11 protein-coding genes and 1 pseudogene are annotated in these 16,846 nt (G+C 75.4%); 3 read left to right on the plus strand and 9 right to left on the minus strand.

Going from position 1 to position 16,846, the window contains the following annotated elements; genetic code table 11:
- The 3 genes and pseudogenes from ABZ885_RS22300 to ABZ885_RS22310 form a co-directional block, all read right to left on the minus strand.
- Window positions 1-1,501, minus strand: a pseudogene (locus ABZ885_RS22300) (hypothetical protein); the annotation flags it as partial.
- A 195-nt stretch (window positions 1,502-1,696) separates the two neighbouring features.
- Window positions 1,697-4,291 carry a BTAD domain-containing putative transcriptional regulator gene (locus ABZ885_RS22305; protein WP_360191246.1) on the minus strand — a complete coding sequence of 865 codons (2,595 nt, stop codon included), beginning with the start codon at window positions 4,289-4,291 and terminating at the stop codon, window positions 1,697-1,699.
- A gap of 97 nt (window positions 4,292-4,388) precedes the next feature.
- The gene (locus ABZ885_RS22310; protein ID WP_360191249.1) at window positions 4,389-5,390 is read right to left on the minus strand and encodes an AfsA-related hotdog domain-containing protein; all 1,002 of its coding nucleotides are present in this window, start codon (window positions 5,388-5,390) and stop codon (window positions 4,389-4,391) included.
- 510 nt (window positions 5,391-5,900) lie between these two features.
- On the opposite strand from ABZ885_RS22310, the gene ABZ885_RS22315 reads away from it, so the two are divergent.
- On the plus strand, window positions 5,901-6,578 hold the full coding sequence (locus ABZ885_RS22315; protein ID WP_360191275.1) for a DUF1345 domain-containing protein: 678 nt from the start codon (window positions 5,901-5,903) through the stop codon (window positions 6,576-6,578).
- Window positions 6,579-6,695: 117 nt separating this feature from the next.
- Here ABZ885_RS22315 and ABZ885_RS22320 read toward each other — a convergent pair whose 3' ends face one another.
- The 4 genes from ABZ885_RS22320 to ABZ885_RS22335 all read right to left on the minus strand — a co-directional run bounded on the left by ABZ885_RS22320 (window position 6,696) and on the right by ABZ885_RS22335 (window position 12,752).
- Window positions 6,696-9,332, minus strand: a complete 2,637-nt coding sequence (locus tag ABZ885_RS22320; RefSeq protein ID WP_360191251.1) for an ABC transporter permease — start codon at window positions 9,330-9,332, stop codon at window positions 6,696-6,698.
- 56 nt (window positions 9,333-9,388) lie between these two features.
- The gene (locus tag ABZ885_RS22325) at window positions 9,389-10,174 is read right to left on the minus strand and encodes an ABC transporter ATP-binding protein (protein WP_360191254.1); all 786 of its coding nucleotides are present in this window, start codon (window positions 10,172-10,174) and stop codon (window positions 9,389-9,391) included.
- Between the two features lie 275 nt (window positions 10,175-10,449).
- Window positions 10,450-11,127, minus strand: coding sequence for a response regulator transcription factor (locus tag ABZ885_RS22330; RefSeq protein ID WP_360191257.1), 678 nt, complete (start codon window positions 11,125-11,127; stop codon window positions 10,450-10,452).
- Window positions 11,124-12,752, minus strand: a complete 1,629-nt coding sequence (locus tag ABZ885_RS22335; protein ID WP_360191260.1) for a histidine kinase — start codon at window positions 12,750-12,752, stop codon at window positions 11,124-11,126. The genes ABZ885_RS22330 and ABZ885_RS22335 overlap by 4 nt, the downstream gene beginning before the upstream one ends.
- A 301-nt stretch (window positions 12,753-13,053) precedes the next feature.
- Here ABZ885_RS22335 and ABZ885_RS22340 point away from each other — a divergent pair, with 301 nt between their 5' ends.
- Window positions 13,054-13,608, plus strand: coding sequence for a hypothetical protein (locus ABZ885_RS22340; RefSeq protein ID WP_360191263.1), 555 nt, complete (start codon window positions 13,054-13,056; stop codon window positions 13,606-13,608).
- Window positions 13,609-13,747: 139 nt separating this feature from the next.
- On the opposite strand, the gene ABZ885_RS22345 is transcribed toward ABZ885_RS22340, so the two are convergent.
- The gene (locus ABZ885_RS22345) at window positions 13,748-14,323 is read right to left on the minus strand and encodes a PadR family transcriptional regulator (RefSeq protein ID WP_360191266.1); all 576 of its coding nucleotides are present in this window, start codon (window positions 14,321-14,323) and stop codon (window positions 13,748-13,750) included.
- Between the two features lie 162 nt (window positions 14,324-14,485).
- Between ABZ885_RS22345 and ABZ885_RS22350 the strand changes: the two genes are divergently transcribed.
- Complete coding sequence (locus tag ABZ885_RS22350) at window positions 14,486-14,878, plus strand: nuclear transport factor 2 family protein (RefSeq protein WP_360191269.1); 393 nt, start codon at window positions 14,486-14,488, stop codon at window positions 14,876-14,878.
- A gap of 119 nt (window positions 14,879-14,997) precedes the next feature.
- Here ABZ885_RS22350 and ABZ885_RS22355 read toward each other — a convergent pair whose 3' ends face one another.
- Window positions 14,998-16,287 carry a DUF3533 domain-containing protein gene (locus ABZ885_RS22355; RefSeq protein ID WP_360191272.1) on the minus strand — a complete coding sequence of 430 codons (1,290 nt, stop codon included), beginning with the start codon at window positions 16,285-16,287 and terminating at the stop codon, window positions 14,998-15,000.
- Window positions 16,288-16,846: the final 559 nt, after the last annotated feature.

Raw genomic sequence — 16,846 nt, forward strand, 5'->3', positions numbered from 1 at the left:
GGCCGTCACCGGGGCGCTCGGCGTGCACGACGCCTTCACCTACACCGGCGGCCTGCCGCCGGTCGCCGAGCCGGCGGGCGGCCTCCAGGGCGGGGCGGTGGTGCTGGACGGCCGTCTCCGGCTCGCCGAGCGCGCTCGCGAAGCACCCGGCGAGATCGGTCAGCCGGGCCCGCAGCGGCTCGGGCAGCGACGGGTCGGCGCCCAGCCGGTCGCACCAGTCGCGGCCCTCGCGCAGCCGCCCGGACAGCAGCCAGGGGCGCCGGCACGCCAGCAGCAGGCCGGCGGCGTGCTCGGCGTCTCCGCGCTCGTGCAGCCGTCGCAGCACGGCCGACAGGTTGGCGCCCTCGCCGGCCAGGGTGCGCAGCCAGTGGTCCTGCTCGCTGCCGGTGAGCCGGGGGCCGACGGCGGTGAGCAGCCGGCGGTACGCCTCGGCGTGGCGGTCCCTGGCCTCGTCCGCCCGGCCCGCGTCCGCCAGTCCGGCCAGACAGGCGGAGCGGACCGGCTCGGGCACCGCGAACCGCGGCTCGCCCTCCGTCTTGCCGGTCACCGTGAGCAGGTGGCGGTCCAGCAGGACCTCCAGTGCCGTCCCGGCGTCGGTGCCCTCCGGGGCCGCCCGTTCGGCCATCGGCAGACCGAACCCGCCTTCGAAGACGGCGAGTTGCTCCAGCAGGGCCTGGTGCTCGGGGGGCAGCCCGTGCCGGCTCCAGGCGGCCAGTGCGGCCAGCGAGTGGTGCCGCTCGGGCGTGTCGAGCGGGCCGCCGCCGAGCAGCGCCCCGCGCCGGCGCAGCCGGGTGTGCAGGGCCTCCGCCGAGTAGAGCCGCAGCTGCCGGGCCGCCAGCTCCAGGGCGAGCGGCAGCCCTCCCAGCAGCGCGCAGATCCCGGCGACGGCGGCGGCGTTCTCGGGGGTCAGGGCGAAGCCCGGGTCGATGTCGTGCGCCCGCCGGACGAACAGCGCGACGGAGGGGAACCGGAGCAGTCCGTCCGACTCGTCCTCGTCCGCCCCGCCGGTCTCCGGCACGGGCAGCGGGCGGACCGGCAGCAGTCGCTCGCCCGACACCCCCAGCGGCGACCTGCCGGTCGCCAGCACCACAAGGTCCGGCTGCGCGGCGAGGACGTCGGCGACGGTGGTGGCGAGCGCGCGCCCGTGACCGTCGCAGGTGTCGAGGCACAGCAGCAGCCGGCCCTCCCCGTCGTCGGCCAGCCGCAGCGCGGCGGCCTCCCGCCGGACGGTCTCCGGCAGGCTCTCCCCGGACGCACCGGCCAGGTCGACGGACCGGGCGGCGGTGAAGCCGGCGGTGGCGGGAGCGGCGGCCGCGGCGAGCCGGCTCTTGCCGACGCCCGCGGGCCCGGTGAGGGTGAGCAGCCGCAGCGACGGGTCCGCCAGCCGGGCGTCGAGGGCGAGCAGTTCGCGCTCGCGTCCGATCAGCTGGGCGGCTCCTGCGGAGAGCGGCGAGGGCTGCACCGCCCGGACCGACCGCCACCCCTCTCGTGTCGCCGGCATTCCCCGCCCCCCGTCCCGTCGTTCCCCGTCCAGCGCCCCCGGCCCGCCCGCAGCCCGCCGCCCGCCCGACGCCCGCCGCCGGCCCGCCGCCCTGCTCCACCGGCATGCCGGTCGGCCGGCATCCTGTGACCGCCAAGGTCCCGGTCCGCCAAGAGTCCTGGTCCTACCACCCTCGCCGCTCCTGCTTAAGGACGGCTAAAAGGCCGGCGCCGGCTGCGGCCGGGGCTCGTGCAGCCGCCAGACGCCGGGGCGGACCTCCAGCCGGTGGCCGGGGCCGGACCGGGCGGTGCGCAGGACGCGGCGCGCGAAGGACTCCAGCCGGCGGTCGTGGAGGGTGCGGGCGAGGTCCAGGCAGACGGTGAAGCGGGCCCGCGCCCCGGCCCGGTCGCCCGCCGCGAGCGCGTGGAACCCGAGGGCGCGCAGCACGTCGAACCGGGCGCGCGGGTCGGCCGGCTCCGGGTCGGCGGCGAGCGCGGCGGCGAGCAGGCGCTCGGCGGCGACGCCGTCCCCGGCGTCCGTCCGCAGTTCGGCCAGGCCGACCAGGGCCCGGCTCAGCTCCGCCCGGTGACCGGTCTCCTCGGCGATCCGCCGGGCCAGCCCGTAGTGCTCCCCGGCCTCCTCCAACCGCCGCTGCTGCCACGCGAGGTCGCCGAGCGAGCGGAGCGTCCGCACCTCGGCCCCGCGGTCGCCGCCCCGCCGGGCCGCGTCCAGCGCCAGCGCGTGCGTCTCGGCCCAGGCGTCCCAGGCGGCGTGCGTCTCCAGGTGCCCGTCCAGCGCCGCCACCAGCCGTACGGCGGCTTCCAGCCGGCCGGCCTCGTGGGCCTGCCGGACGGCGCGGACGAGCGCGTCCCGCTCGCGGGTGAACCAGCCGGCGGGCTCGGGCGGCTCGTCCCCGCAGGGCCGGGCGTGCGTCAGCACGGCGACGACCTGCTCGGCCGCCCGGGCGTACTCCGCGCACAGCCGCTCGATCGCGTCCCCGATGTCCTGCGGGCCCTCCTCCTCGGTGAGCCGCTCGACGGCCAGCACCCGCAGCAGCTCCGGGACCCGGTAGCCGGCCCCGTCCGCGGTGACCAGCAGCCGGTCGTCGACCAGCCCGTCCAGCAGCCGGGCGGTCCCGGCGGGGGAGAGGCCGAACACCGCACCGGCCGCCGCACGTCCGAACGGACCGGCCGGCAGCAGCCCGAGCAGCCGGAAGGCCTGCCGCAGTTCGGGCCGGGCGTCCTGGTACGCCCGCAACAGCGGTGCCCGGGCGTCGAGTTCGCCGATCTGCAGCTCGCCGAGCCGGAACCGCTCGTCCCGCAGCCGGTCCACCAGCGACGCGACGCTCCAGTGCGGACGCGCCGTCAACTGGGCCGCCACCACCCGGACGGCCAGCGGCAGCCGGCCGCACAGCTCAAGCAGCTCGCGGACGGCGGCGGGCTCGGCCGCCTCCCGTTCCGGGCCCGCCGCCGCGGCGAACAGCAGCCGGGCCTCCTCCGGGTCGAGGGCGTCCAGCAGCACCGGCCGGACGCCGCCGAGCCCGGCGGGCAGCCGGCGGGCGGTGACGATCGCGCTGCTCCCGGCGGTGGTCGGCAGCAGCGGCCGCAGCTGCGCCTCGGAGTCGGCGTTGTCGAGCACCAGGAGCAGTTGGCGGTCCGTCAGCTGCTCCTGCCAGGCGTCGCGGAGCTCGCCCGCCCCGGCGCCGTGCGCCAGCCGCACCCCGCGCCGGCGGAGCAGCGTGGAGATCGCCTTCGTGGCGGGCAGCGGGCGCCCCGGCTCGGGCTGGAGGTCCAGGAAGAGCCGGCCGTCCGGGAAGGCCGGACCGCTGCGGTGGGCGGCCTCCAGGGCCAGCGCGGTCTTGCCGACGCCCGGCTGCCCGGCCACCGCGACGAACGACCCGGCCGGGGCGTTCCGCAGCAGCTCCTCGACCCGGGCGAGGGCGGTGTCGCGGCCGGTGAACACGGGGTCGGCGGGGGGCAGTACGCCCCCGGCGACCCCGCCCGGCGGCCTCGCCGCCTCGGCGCCCGTCCGGGCGGCCGCGAGGTCCTCGTCCCCGGCGGCCGTGAGCAGCAGCCCGGGATCGCCGGCCAGGATCCGGCGGTGCAGCCGTTGCAGCGGCGGACCGGGCTCGACCGCCAGCTCGGCCACCAGCAGCTTCCGCAGCCCGGCGAAGGACTGCAGCGCCTCCGCCTGCCGCCCGGCCCGGTACAGGGCCAGCATCAGATGCCCGTGCAGCTCCTCGCGCAGCGGGTGCTCGGTGGCCAGCGACCGCAGCTCGGCGATCAGTTCGTGGTGCCGGCCGAGTTCGAGGTCGGCCCGGATCCGCTGGTCCAGGGCGGCGGCGCCGGCCTCGGCGAGCTGGGCGGCGGCCCCTTCGAGCAGCGGCCCGTGCGGGGTGTCGGAGAGCAGCGGGCCGCGCCAGAGCGCGATGGCCCGGCGCTGGAGGTCGGCGGCGCTGTGGTAGCGGCCGTCGGCCAGCGCCTCCCGGCCGAGCCGGTGCAGTTCCTCGAAGACGGACAGGTCCAGCAGGTCCGGCGCGAGGGACAGCCGGTAGCCCGGCGGCTGGGTGCGCAGCAGCTCCCGGCCGCGGGCGGGGTCGACGGTGTCCAGCAGCTTGCGCAGCTGCGAGACGTAGACGTGCAGGGTGGAGGTGGCCGTGCGCGGCGGTTCGTCCTGCCACAGTTCGGTGACCAGGCTGTCCACCGACACCACCTGGTTGGCGCGGACCAGCAGGGTGCCGAGGACCGCCCGCAGCTTGGCCGCCTGCGGGGTGTGCGAGACCCCCGGGCCCGCACTGCCCTCGATTTCCATCGGTCCCAGGATCCGGAACCTCACCGGGCCCACCTCCCCCCGTGCTCTCTGCCGCCGCGTACCCGGCGGTGACGCTGACCCGCCGGCCGGCGCCGGGTCAGAAGTCCTGCACCACCGTGGTGCGTGCCTCGGCCACCGTCCTCCGGTTCTGGGTCAGCGTGAGCGTGACCGGGACGGTCGGCCGCCCGGCCGCGTCCCGCCCGACCGGCCCGGGGACGGTCGCGCAGCGCACCGGGAGGTCCGCCTCGGCGTAGCCGCGGAAGTGCACCTCGCAGGCGGCCAGCATGGCCCGCTCGGGGACCAGCCCGACGGCGCGCCCTGCGGTCAGCACCGAGGCCTGCCGCAGCGACTCCATCAGCAGCGTGCCGGTCAGGTGGCCGTCCGCGGTGGCCCCCAGCGCCGGGTCGTCGCGGTGCAGGAGGATCCAGGTGCTGAGCCGGCCCTGCGAGGACTGGGTCGGCTCGCTCACCACCACGTTCGCCGCCGCGTCGCGGCCGACCGCGCCGGGCTCCACCGGCCGGACCGGGCCGTCCGGCTCGTCCGCCAGCTCGGGCGCGGCGCGCACCGCCCACCGGCTGTGAGCGAGCTGCTTGCGGTGCAGCCCGGGCATCACGAAGACCAGGCTCGCGGTGCCCGTCGCGCACGGCACGTCGTTGAGCGACACGGCCAGGTGGAAGTCCATGCCGCGCGGCACCCCGTTGACCGTGTTGGCGGGCGTGGCCCGCAGCTCGGTGGTCATCCGGGCCGGGCCGCGCCCGGCGCGCCAGGCGGCCACCTCGGTGACGCCGAGGCCGACCCGGTAGAACAGGCCGGGCCGGTCCGCGGGCACGCCGAAGTACTGCTGCCCGACGAACTCGCCGATCTCCCGGACCGCCTCGGTGACCAGCTGCGGGTCGTGGAAGTGGCCCGGCCCGTCGTTGAACAGCGGGTGGGTGCTCGGCGCGTCGCCGGTGAGCAGGAACCGCTCCTCGCCGCTGCTCGGGGCCTCCAGCAGGTAGTGGTCCCAGGACGGCGGGCAGTGGATCAGGTGCCGGGTGGCGTGGCCGGGCAGCCCGTGGTCCAGCCCCGGACCGACGATCGCGGTGCTCTCGATGGTCATGGCGGTTCCCCCGGATCGGCTGGTGGCCGCGGTGTCGACAGGCCTCGCTCCAGCATTGCCGCACCGGGTGCGGTGCGGACATCCGGTGACGGTGGCAGCAAGTTGCGCGGCCGGTTCTCCCGGATGGCGCCGCCCGCACCCGGCCGGCCGGCCCGCCGGCCGCCGGACCGGCCGCGCTTCACCGGGGCTTTAGCGGCGCTCTGGGGGCGGCCCCGACAGTGGGGCGCGGCGGTGACCCCGATGCCCCGGAGGGAAGCCCGTCACGGCCTCGTTCCGGGTCCTCCCCCGGCCCGGAACGAGGCGCAGCCCGCTCCCCGGCAGGGCCCGGGGGCGGGCGACTCCGGCCCCGCACCTCGCCGGGCCTCGCGCACTCCGGCCCCGCGCGCTCCGCTCCCGTCACAGCAGGTGACGGTCCGGCTACACTGGCGCCGCTCCGGGACGGGCGGAATTCCCGGAATCCGGTATTCGCCCCACCTCATCGGGGTGGTGATCGTCCAGAGGAGCCCGCTGGTGCACTCCTGGCTCTCCGAACGCCGTCGGTCGGGCGTGAGCACGCTCATCGCGGGCGCTGTGGCGGTGCTCCTCGTCCTCCTCCTGACGTCCGGCCGCGGCCCGTCGCTCTCGGCGGCGGACGCGGGCGTGCTGGTGCTGTTCGTCTACCTCTCCTCGTACCTCACCGTCACGGTGATCGCCTTCTCGCGCGCCTCCCCGGAGCGGATCCGCAGCTGGGCCGAACGCGACGACCGCGGCACGGTGCTGCAGCGCTACGTCCTGGGCACCGCGCCCGGCCCCGGCGTGTCGAACTTCGTCGCGCTCATCGCGCTCGTGGTGGCCGTGGTCTGGCGCCCCGGCTACGTCGGTTCGGCCCTCCCCGCCGGCGTCCGGGTGGCGATCGCCCTCGTCCTGGTCGCCGACGCCTGGGTCTGCGTGATGGTGTCCTTCGCGGTCGCCTTCCACGCCGACAACCTCGTGGAGGACGAGCAGGCGCTGGAGTTCCCCGGGGAGGGGACCGCCCTCTGGGCCGACTACGTGTACTTCGCCATGGCGGTCATGACGACCTTCGGCACCACCGACGTCAACGTGACGTCGCGGGAGATGCGCCGGACGGTGGCGGCCAATTCGGCGGTCGCCTTCGTCTTCAACACCGTGACGGTGGCCAGCCTGGTGGGTGCGCTCGGCAGCATCTGAACCGCGTCCCTTTCCCCGCGCGCCGGTGACGCCTCCTCGGGCACCGGCTCCTCGGGCCCCGGCTCCTCGGAAACCGGTTCCTCGGGCACCGGATCATCAGGCAACGGCGGCGGCCCATCAGGCGCCGGTGACGGCCCGGAGCGGCCCGAGGGCGGCGGCGCGGCGGGCGGGGAGGGCGGCCGCGGCGGTGGCGGCGCCGAGGGAGAGCACGACGACGAGGGCGAGGGTGCCCCAGGGCAGGGCGAAGGTGTACTGGGGGATGGCCCCGTTGGCGAGGCCGCTGATCCGCCAGGCTCCGAACACACCGGCGGCGAGGCCCAGCAGGGTGCCGTAGGCGGCGACGGTGAGGGACTCCAGGCGGATCATGCGGCCGACGGCGGCGCGGTCCATGCCGACGGCCCGCAGGACGCCGATCTCCCGGGTCCGTTCGGCGACCGACACGGCGAGCGTGTTGATCATGCCGAGGGCGGAGATGACCACGCCGACGGCGAGCAGCCCGAAGACCAGGGTGACCAGGTCGCCGGCGACGCCGGCCTGTTCGCGGACGAGCCCGCTGCGGGTCCGGACCGTCAGCAGGGGGCTGTCGTCCACGGCGGCGCGCAACTGCTTCTCCAGGCCGGACGAGACGGCGCCGCGGTCGGCGGCAACCAGGATGCGCTGGACGGAGCCGGGCAGGAAGCCGTGCTGCTGGACGTCGCCGCGGTCGGCGAGGACGTCCTGGGCGGTGGGGTTGTCCTGGTAGATCCCGACCACGGTGTAGGACCGGCCGCGGTCGCCCTGGCCGGGGCCGATGCTCGCGGTGATCCGTTCGCCGGTGCCGATCCGGTTCTCGCGGGCGAAGCCGGCGGAGACGGCGATCCGGCCCGGTCCGAGGTCGGCGGCGGAACCGCTGGTGAAGCGGAGGTTCATGACGGTCCCCACGGTCTTCGGGTCGACGCCGGAGACCTGGCGGACGAGGGCGCCGGTGGAGAGGGTGGAGTCGGCGACGGCGGAGGCGGTCGCGACGCCGGGGAGGGCGGCGACCCGCTGCACGGCGGCCGGGTCGATCGCGGTGGTGGTGTTGCGGGTCCCGATGACGTAGTCGGCGCTCAGCCCGGCGGCCGCCTGCGCGTCCAGGGCCCGGCCGGCGGAGTGCTCGATGACGGCGAGTCCGGAGACCAGCGCGGTGCTGATCATCAGGGCGACGGCGGTGGCGGCGGTGCGCCGGGGATCCCGCAGGGCGTTGTCCGTCGCGAGGCCGCCCACGATGCCGCGCAGGCCAGTGGGCCGGTTGTCGCGCCGGGTGGCGGGCCGCGCGGTGAGCCGCGCCCCGAGCCACGCCCCGAGCCGGCCGAGGGGTCGGATCACCGGTCCCGCCAGCAGCGGGGCCAGCACGATCAGCCCGGCCACGAGCACGCCGCAGCCGGACATCGCGGTCCGCAGGTTCGCGTCCGAGGCGTCCTTCGCGTTGCTCAGGGAGATCAGCAGGCCGGCCCCGAGGAGGACCAGCGCCGCGCCGGCCGCGCCCCGGATCCGCGACGGCGCGGCGGGCGGGGGCTGCTCGGCCGTGCGCATCGCCTCGACGGGCGCGATCCGGGCGGCCCGCCGGGAGGGCAGCCAGGCGGCGAGGACCGTGACGCCGACGCCGACGACGAGGGCGGCGAGGACGGGCGCGGCGCCGATCACCAGCGGCCCCCGGGGCAGCCGGTCGTCCGCGCCGCCGAGCGCGCCGAGCACCTCCGGCAGGGCGGCGGCGACCCCGAGGCCGAGGGCGAAGCCGAGGACGGAGGCGACGAGGCCGACGAGCGCCGCCTCGGCGAGCACCGAGCCGACCACCTGGCGGCGGGTGGCGCCGATCGCCCGGAGTAGCGCGATCTCCCGCGAGCGGCGCGTGACCAGCATGGTGAAGGTGTTGATGATCAGGAACGAGCCGATCAAGAGCGACACCGCCGCGAAGATCACCGGCAGCCGGGCGTAGCTGTTCGTCCTGGCGTGGATGAAGACCGCCTGCTGGCCGGCCTTCGCGGCCGCGGTGGTCGCCTCGGCACGGTCGGCGGGGAGCACCGCGTCGACGCGCCGGGCGAGTTCGAACGGGTCGGTGCCGGGCGCGGCGGACAAGTCGATCCCGGTGTAGTGGCCGGGGGTGGCGAACAGCCTCTGTGCGGTCGCCCTGTCGAACACCGCCAGGGTGCCGCCGGAGGTGACCCGGGTGTCGTCGGTGGAGACGAGGCCGACCAGCCGCATCCGCAGGACGGGTCCGTCGACGGCCAGGGTGACGGTGTCGCCCAGCGCGTAGCCGCCGGCCGCCGCGGTGCCGCGGTCCAGGGCCACCTCGTCGCCGGCGCGCGGGGCGCGGCCGGACGTCAACGGGTGGCGGACGTCCGTGCCGTCGGCGCCGGGGAGGTAGGCCGCGGCCAGCCGGCCCATCGGGTTGTCGGCGTGCATCGGGGAGCCGTCCTTGGCGGCCAGGGTGACCGAGCCGTCGACCGCCGGACGGGCGGCGGCGACCCCGGGCACGGCGGCCAGCCGGGCCACGAGCGCGTCGTCGAGGACGGTGGCGCCCGCATCGGCGGCGGATCCCGGGGCGGACTTCGGGTCCACGGTGACCGCGATGCCGGCGTAGTTCCTGGCCATCGAGGCGCGGTAGGCGGCGGTGGTGGAGTCGGCGAAGACGAGGGAGCCGGAGATGAACGCGACCCCGAGGCAGACCGCGAGGACGGTCATGGCCAGACGGGCTTTGTGCGCGAGGACGTTGCGTAGGGCGGTTCGCAGCATGGTGGGCTTTCTGAGGGGTCTTCGGAGGGGCGTCGGCGGTGGCCCGGCGGGCGCGGTCAGGTCGTGCGGCCCTGCGCTTCGAACGCGAGCATCCGGTCCAGCACGGCGCCGGAGGTCGGCTCGTGCAACTCGTCCACCAGGCGGCCGTCGGCGAGGAACACCACCCGGTCGGCGTGGGCGGCGGCCACCGGGTCGTGGGTCACCATCACCACCGTCTGGCCCAGCTCCCGCACCGAGTCGCCCAGGAACCCGAGGACCTCGGCGCCGGTGCGCGAGTCGAGGTTGCCGGTCGGCTCGTCGGCGAACACGATGTCCGGGCGGGAGACCAGGGCGCGGGCCACGGCGACGCGCTGCTGCTGCCCGCCGGAGAGCTGGGCCGGGCGGTGCGCGAGCCGGTCCGTGAGACCGACGGTGGCGACGACGGTGTCCAGCCACGCGGCGTCGGGCCGGCGGCCGGCCAGCCGCAGCGGCAGGGTGATGTTCTCCAGCGCGGTGAGGGTCGGCAGCAGGTTGAAGCCCTGGAAGACGAACCCGAGCTTCTCCCGCCGCAGCCGGGTGAGCTGCCGGTCGTTCAGACCGGACAGCTCGACACCGCCGATCCGGGCCGAGCCCGAGGTCACCCGGTCCAGCCCGGCCATGCAGTGCATCAGCGTGGACTTGCCGGAGCCGGAGGGGCCCATGACGGCGGTGAACCGGCCCCGGGCGAACTCCACGGACACCCCGTCCAGTGCGGTGACCCGGTGCTCGCCCGTTCCGTAGGTCTTGGTCAGGCCCGAGGCGCGGGCGGCCGGCTCGGTGAGGGTGGTGCCGTAGCGGTCGGAGGAGGCGAAGATGTGCGACATGGCATCCATCCTCACCGCTCTGAGCTGCACAAAGATCGTGCTGGAGAACGGAGTTGGACTCTGCCGAAAGGGTGGCGGCACCGGGCCGCGCTCTGCCGGAAGGCAGAGGCCGGCCGACAGGACTCTGCCCAGGGAGAGAGGCCAGGGAGAGAGGCCAGGGGGAGAGACCAGGGGGGAGAGATCAGGGCGGAGAGGTCACGGCGGAGCGGCCCGGGGAGCGATCAGGGCGGAGAGGTCACGGCGGAGCGGCCCGGGGAGCGATCAGGGCGGAGAGGTCAGGGGGTCAGGCCGGTCCGATGGGCCAGCACCGCCGCCTGGACGCGGCTCGCCGAACCGGTCTTCTCCAGGATCGCGCCCACGTGGGTCTTCACCGTGCCCGTCCCGATGCCGAGCCGCACCGCGATGTCCTGGTTGGACAGCCCCTCGCCGAGCATCGCCAGGACCTCCCGCTCCCGGCCGGTGAGCCGGGCGATCCGCTCGTCCGCGAGCGCGCCGCCGGCGGGCCGGGGATCTGCGGCACGCAGCATCCGGGTGATCACGGCCCCGGTCACGCCCGGGGAGAGCACGGCGTCCCCGGCGGCGGCCGCCCGGACCGCGCTGATCAGCTCCTGCGGTCCCTCGTCCTTCAGCAGGAACCCGGCGGCGCCCTCCCGCAGCGCCCGGACGACGTTGTCGTCGTCGCCGAACGTCGTCAGCATCACCACCCGCGGCGCCGGATCGAGGGCGAGCAGCGGCGCGATCGCGGCCAGCCCGTCACACACCGGCATCCGGATGTCCAGAAGCACCACGTCGGGGCGGTGGGCGGTGGCCAGTTCGACGGCCTGCCGCCCGTCCGGGGCCTCGGCGACGACCTCGATGCCCTCCGCGTACCGGAGGATCAGGCGCACGCCGTGCCGGATCATCGTCTCGTCGTCGGCGAGCAGGACACGGATCGGCCGGGTGGGCTCGGTCACGGGTTCTCCCAGGGTGCGGCGTCCCGGACCGACGGGACGGTGAAACGGTCGATGGCGATCAGGCGCTGTGCGCCGTCGAAGCAGTAGCGGGCGATGGTCAGGCCGCCGGGGCTGCGCTCGGTCGCGCCGTTGAAGGGGTAGATGCAGCCGGCCGTACCGGCGGGGCGCGGTGGCTCGTGGCCGGTGGCCGCGGCCCGGACGGCCCCGTTGTCCAGGACACCGTCGGCCGCGACGTCGGCGTAGGTCATGCCGACCCGGGGAAGCGGGCGCGGCCCGGCTCCCGGCTGGGGCGCGGCGGCGTGGACGAAGGCGGTGCCGAGGGCCGTCAGCACGCTCAGCGCCACCAGCCCGAGGGCGAGCGTCAGCAGGTCGGCGGTCCGGCGCTCGGGCGCGAGGCCCCCCTCGGCACCGGCCGTCTCCGCGTCCTCCGCGTCCTCCGGCTCCTCTACGTCCTCCCGCTCCTCCGCCTCGGCGCCGGGGCGTCCGGGGACCGGGGCGTCGCCGGGCTCGGCCGGCACGGTGGCGTCCACCCGGAAACCGCCGGACGGCAGCGGACCGGCGTCGAACGTCCCGCCCAGCAGTTCCACCCGCTCCCGCAGGCCGGTCAGCCCGCGGCCGGTGCCCAGCGGCGGTCCGGCGGAGTCCGGACGGACCACCGGCGGGGCGCCGTTGCGGACGGTGACCCGTACCGTCTCCTCGTCGTGCACCACCGTCACGGCGACGTGCGCCGCGCTCGCGTACCGGTGCACATTGGTCAGGGCCTCCCGGACCACCCGGTGCACCGCGCGGCGCACCGCCGCCGGGCGGGCGTCGAGGTCCGGCCCCGTCCAGTCCAGCCGGACGGCGATCCCCCCGTCCCGGGACCGGTCCACCAACGCCTCGACGTCGGCCCGGGTCCCGGTCGCGTCGGTGAGCGCCTCCGGACCGGTGTCCCGGCCCAGCGGCCCGAGCACCCCGAGGGCCTGCCGCAGCTCGCGCATGGCGTCCCGGGTGGTGCGCCGCACCAGGACGGCCTCCTCGCGCAGCTCCGGATCGGCCTGCTCCAGGGCCAGCTCCAGCCCGCCGGCGTGCAGCGAGATGAGACTCAGCCGGTGACCCACCAGGTCGTGCATCTCGGCGGCGATCCGGGACCGTTCGTGGATGCGGGCCTCGCTGTCGGCGAACCGGCGGGCCCGCTCCGCCGCGTCCCCGCGCTCGCGCAGCGCCCGCACCAGGCGCCGCTGCTGCCCGTACGAGGTGCCGACCAGCCCGGGGACGATCACGGCGGTCGGCGTCAGGACCAGGCCGAGCGCCAGCCCGTACGCCATCGGCCCCGGACCGAGCCAGGGCGCGGACACCGTCGCACACACCACCAGCAGCGAGGCCGCCGCGATGAGCAGCCGGCCCCGCCGCCTGGCCCGGGCCGTCCGCCGCGCCACCGTGAACGCGGCCGCCGCCGTGACCGGCGCGACGCAGGACGCCAGACCCGTCAGCGCGGCGAGGCCGAGGAGCGCGGCCGCGGGGAAGCGCCGGCGCAGCAGGAAGAGCCCGGCACCGGCGGCCAGCGCCGGCAACTGCAGATACGGATGCCGCAGCAGCCCGAGACCCGCGACCGCCGCCCACACGCCCAGACCCGCGAACACCACCCCGGCCGTCTCCGCCGCCGCACGCACGGCCCCGGCCGGGAAACCGCCGGCCGGAAACCCCCCGGCCGGACGACCGCCGGGCGGGAAGTCACCGGCCGGACGACCGCGGGCGGAACGACGGAAGAGAGCAGTGAGCACCACGCTGACCAGTATCGATACCCGGAGCCGCGACGGCGTGCGCCTCACGGCGGATCCGCGTCTCTACCGAAAGGCAGAGAGAGGAAGCCGAAAGGCAGAGGCGGGAGGGCCCCGTGGACGATCGGTAGGCTCTCGGCTGATCACAGGGGCAAGAGAGGGAGAAATGGGCCAGAAGATCATCCGGTTCTCGGACCTGACCGGAAAGCACGTGGAGGACGACGGCGACCTGGTGCGCATCGTGGTCCGCCAGCACCCCGACCTGGAGGGCCCGGTCGAGATCGAGGCGCTCGCCGGCGAACTGACCGAGGTACAGGACCTGGCGCTCGACCTGGTGACGATCGAGCTGCACCACCCGGACGCGGACGAGCCGGAGACGGTCGTCCTGGAGGCCGACGCCTTCGACCGCCTCGCCTCGGCCGCCCCCATGGCCGAGGTGCTGCGCGCCGCCAAGCGCGTCGCCCGGACCGTCCCGAGCCAGGCCGCGGCCCCGGGCGGCGTCCGGGAGCGCGTCAACTACGCGAGCCTGGAGCACGCCGGCAAGCCGCACAAGGGCCGCACCACCGACGCCGAGAAGCAGCTCGTCCAGCAGCACCTCGACCGGATCAACGAGCGCCTCGCCGCCGAGGGCATCCGCACGATCGACCTGGCCAACGCGGAGCACGTCGCCCGCTACGGCCTGGAGGCCCTGGCTCAGGAGCGCGGCACGACCCTCGCCTGATCGCGGCGCCCACCCCGCCGTCTCTCCGCCCCCACCCCGCAGCCGATGGGCGGGCGGTACGCCAGGCCGGCGGGGTGGGGGAGGGGGCCGGGGGCCGGGGGCCGGAGCGGGGGTTCCGGGCTTCCGGCGTTCCGGGTGACTAGGGCCGCTCGCTGCGCACGGCCGCGCGCCGGTCGAGGAGGCCGAGGGCGAGTTCGCCCCACTGGAGGTTCTCCCGCTCGAAGGCCATGCCGCGCAGCAGGGTGAGGTAGGGGCCGATGCGCTCGGCCTCGGCGAGGTGCTGCTCCTCGGTGCGGCCGTCGAGCAGTTTCGCCTGGAGTCGCTCGTAACGGGCGAGCTTGGCCCTGGCCCACTCCATCCGCTCGGCGACGGCGGCGCGCACGGCCGCGGCGTCGCCGGCGTCGACGCACTGCACCTTGACCAGGAGCTCGTCGCGGATGGTGCTGGGCTTGCTGGGGAGCTCGGCGGTGTAGGCGTGGACGGCGGCGAGTCCCGCCTCGGTCAGCGAGAACAGGCGCTTGTTGGGGCGCTTCTCCTGCTGGATGACGCGGGCGGCGATCAGGCCGTCGGCCTCCATGCGCTCCAGCTCGCGGTAGAGCTGCTGCGGGGTGGCCATCCAGAAGTTCGCCACCGAGGCGTCGAAGCCCTTGGCGAGGTCGTACCCGGACGCCTCGCCCTCCAGGAGGGCGGCCATCACCGCGTTCCGCAAAGCCATGCCGTCAACGTAGCACCGATAGTCAACAAGACGACTAATCACCGTGTCTCCGGCACAGGGTTCTGCGCCCCGTGGTCCGGCTCTGGACATCCCGTCGCCCTCGATCCACACTCACTGACACACCTATTCAATTCTGTGAGTATCAACGCTGGAGGAACCCCCGTGCACCCCTTCCGCAAAGCCGTCGAGGACCGCGACGAGACGGCCATCGCCGCCCTGCTCGCCGAGGACGTCGTGTTCACCAGCCCGGTCGCGTTCAAGCCCTACCCGGGCAAGGCCGTCACCGCGGCCATCCTGCGCGGGGTCATGCGCGTCTTCGAGGACTTCACCTACGTCCGCGAGATCGCCGACCCCGGCGGGCGCGACCACGCCCTGGTCTTCACCGCCACCGTGGCCGGCCGGCAGATCCAGGGCTGCGACTTCCTGCACTTCGACGAGGACGGGCGCATCGACGAGTTCACCGTGATGGTCCGTCCGCTGTCGGCCGCCCAGGCGCTCGCCGAGGCGATGGGCGCCCAGTTCGACCGGATCGCGGCCGAGGCGGCGGGCGGGTGAGCGGGTTCGCCGCCGCCGGGCGGTGAGAGCGGTCCCGGGCCCGCCCGGCCTCTGACCTGAGGCGGGGCGGGCGCGGGGCCGGGGTGCGGGGCCCGGGCGCGGGTCGGGGCGCGGGGAGGTCACGCCGTCTGGGACACAGCAGCCGCGGGTGCGTGTTCGCGGTGCAGCCCGCGGCGGTCGTAGAAGCGGGTCGCGCCGAACCCGAAGACCACCGCCCCGGCCAGCGCGGCCGCCATCATGGCCCAGCCCCGGGTCAGGCCCGCGTCGGCCTGGGCGTCGTAGTAGAGGATCGAGCGGACCCCGCCGGTGATCTGCCGCAGCGGCTCGAACTCCGCCAGGAACCGGTAGAACCCGGGCAGCGCCTCGACCGGGGTGGAAGCACCGGCGGTCGGCACCGACATCGCGATGAACACCAGCGTCACCATCAGCATCCCGGGCGTCCCGAAGACCGCCAGCAGTGCGAGCGCACCCAGGCCCACCGTCGCCACCGTGCCCACCGAGTACAGCCACAGCAGCGGCACGTGCGGGGCGTCCATCCCCAGCACACCGACCGCGACCGCCAGCACCAGCGTGGCCATCACCACCGACAGGCTCACGATCAGCACACCGCCCACCGCGAGCGTCTGCACCCGCGAGGAACGCAGCAGCGGACGCCGCCGGCGCCACGGCCCGATGTCGCTGTGCGCGTAGCCGAGTGCGACGTCCACCTGGCTGTTGACCACGTTCGCACCGAGCATCCCGCACACCACCAGCACCAGGGCGTAGTAGAAGGCGGTCAGCCCCATGCCGCTGTGCGAGCCCAGCGGGTGCCCGTCCTGCACCTGCACCCCCACCGGATCGGCGAGGAGCAGCCGCTCGGCGGTGCTCGGCTGCGCCTGGGCGGGGGCGTGCTTCGACAGCTCCCCGCCGATGGTGAGCGAGACGGTGTGCGCGGCCTGCTGGGTGATCCGGCCGGCCATCGCGGAGCCCATGCTGCCCGCCGACGGATTCGTCAGCACCATCAGCACCGGACGCTTCGGCCCGTCCGCCGGCGCCGGGCCGCCGAGCGCGGCGACGGACGCGGAGAAGTCCTCCGGAACGACGAGCGCGCCGAAGAGCCGGCCCGACGCGAGCCGTCGCTCGGCCTCCTGCCGGTCCAGCACCTGCCACGACACCTCACGGTGTCCGGCGGCCTCGCGGGTGATGGCCTCGACGGCCTGCTTGCCGAGACCGAGCGGCCGGCCGTCCACGGTGGCGCCCCGGTCGGCGTCGACCAGACCGACCGGCAGACCGCGTACGGAGCCGGACGGGTTGATGTTCGCACCCAGGTAGAAGAGCGAGAAGAGCAGCGCGACCGCGCCGAGGATGGCGCCGGTGCCGCCCCACAGGGACCGGGCACGCAGCACCGCGAAAGGGTGACTGGGGGACATGAGGACTCCGAGAACTCCGACGACTCCGGACAACAGCGGGAACGCGTCGGCGGCGAGACGGGCAGGCCGCGCAGGCCGCCGGGTGCAACCTACACTAATCAACTAGTTGACTAGTAGTGGATGTGTCTTGGTCTTGGCGAAGTGGGACTTGCCTCGGGGCCGATCCAGGTCTACTGTTTCCTAGTCGCTCGGCAGGGAGCACCGGACACGCATCGGCGCGGACGGTCCCGGGGCGGCCAATCCTTGGAAACACCACACCCCGGTTCGGGATGGGTCGCGTCGTGCCTTTTTGGCTTTGCGGCCCTGGGCTGTTTCGGCGTGTCCGTTTATATGGATTGCGGCTGGATTCGCTTTTCGGAGCGGAGATCGGCTAGAGTTTGAAACGTCGGACGGGGCTTCAAGCCGCAGAAGACACCAGTGAGTTGGATGAACGAAGCGCCGGAAACGGGGCGGAACACATCTGATAAGCTGGGAACACGAAAGAACGAAGCGCCCGGAGGGCCCGCTGGAAGGCGGTCCGAAGGAAGTGTCCGTTCCTTGAGAACTCAACAGCGTGCCA

Origin of the sequence: Kitasatospora sp. NPDC047058, assembly GCF_040643935.1 — a bacterium.
In the GTDB taxonomy this organism is placed as follows: domain Bacteria; phylum Actinomycetota; class Actinomycetes; order Streptomycetales; family Streptomycetaceae; genus Kitasatospora.

Excerpts from the sequence above, each read along its gene's own strand:
- ABZ885_RS22305 (WP_360191246.1), bottom strand. The coding sequence starts at position 4,291 with ATGGAAATCGAGGGCAGTGCGGGCCCGGGGGTCTCGCACACCCCGCAG.
- ABZ885_RS22355 (WP_360191272.1), bottom strand. The coding sequence starts at position 16,287 with ATGTCCCCCAGTCACCCTTTCGCGGTGCTGCGTGCCCGGTCCCTGTGG.
- ABZ885_RS22310 (WP_360191249.1), bottom strand. The coding sequence starts at position 5,390 with ATGACCATCGAGAGCACCGCGATCGTCGGTCCGGGGCTGGACCACGGG.
- ABZ885_RS22340 (WP_360191263.1), top strand. The coding sequence starts at position 13,054 with ATGGGCCAGAAGATCATCCGGTTCTCGGACCTGACCGGAAAGCACGTG.
- ABZ885_RS22345 (WP_360191266.1), bottom strand. The coding sequence starts at position 14,323 with ATGGCTTTGCGGAACGCGGTGATGGCCGCCCTCCTGGAGGGCGAGGCG.
- ABZ885_RS22320 (WP_360191251.1), bottom strand. The coding sequence starts at position 9,332 with ATGCTGCGAACCGCCCTACGCAACGTCCTCGCGCACAAAGCCCGTCTG.
- ABZ885_RS22325 (WP_360191254.1), bottom strand. The coding sequence starts at position 10,174 with ATGTCGCACATCTTCGCCTCCTCCGACCGCTACGGCACCACCCTCACC.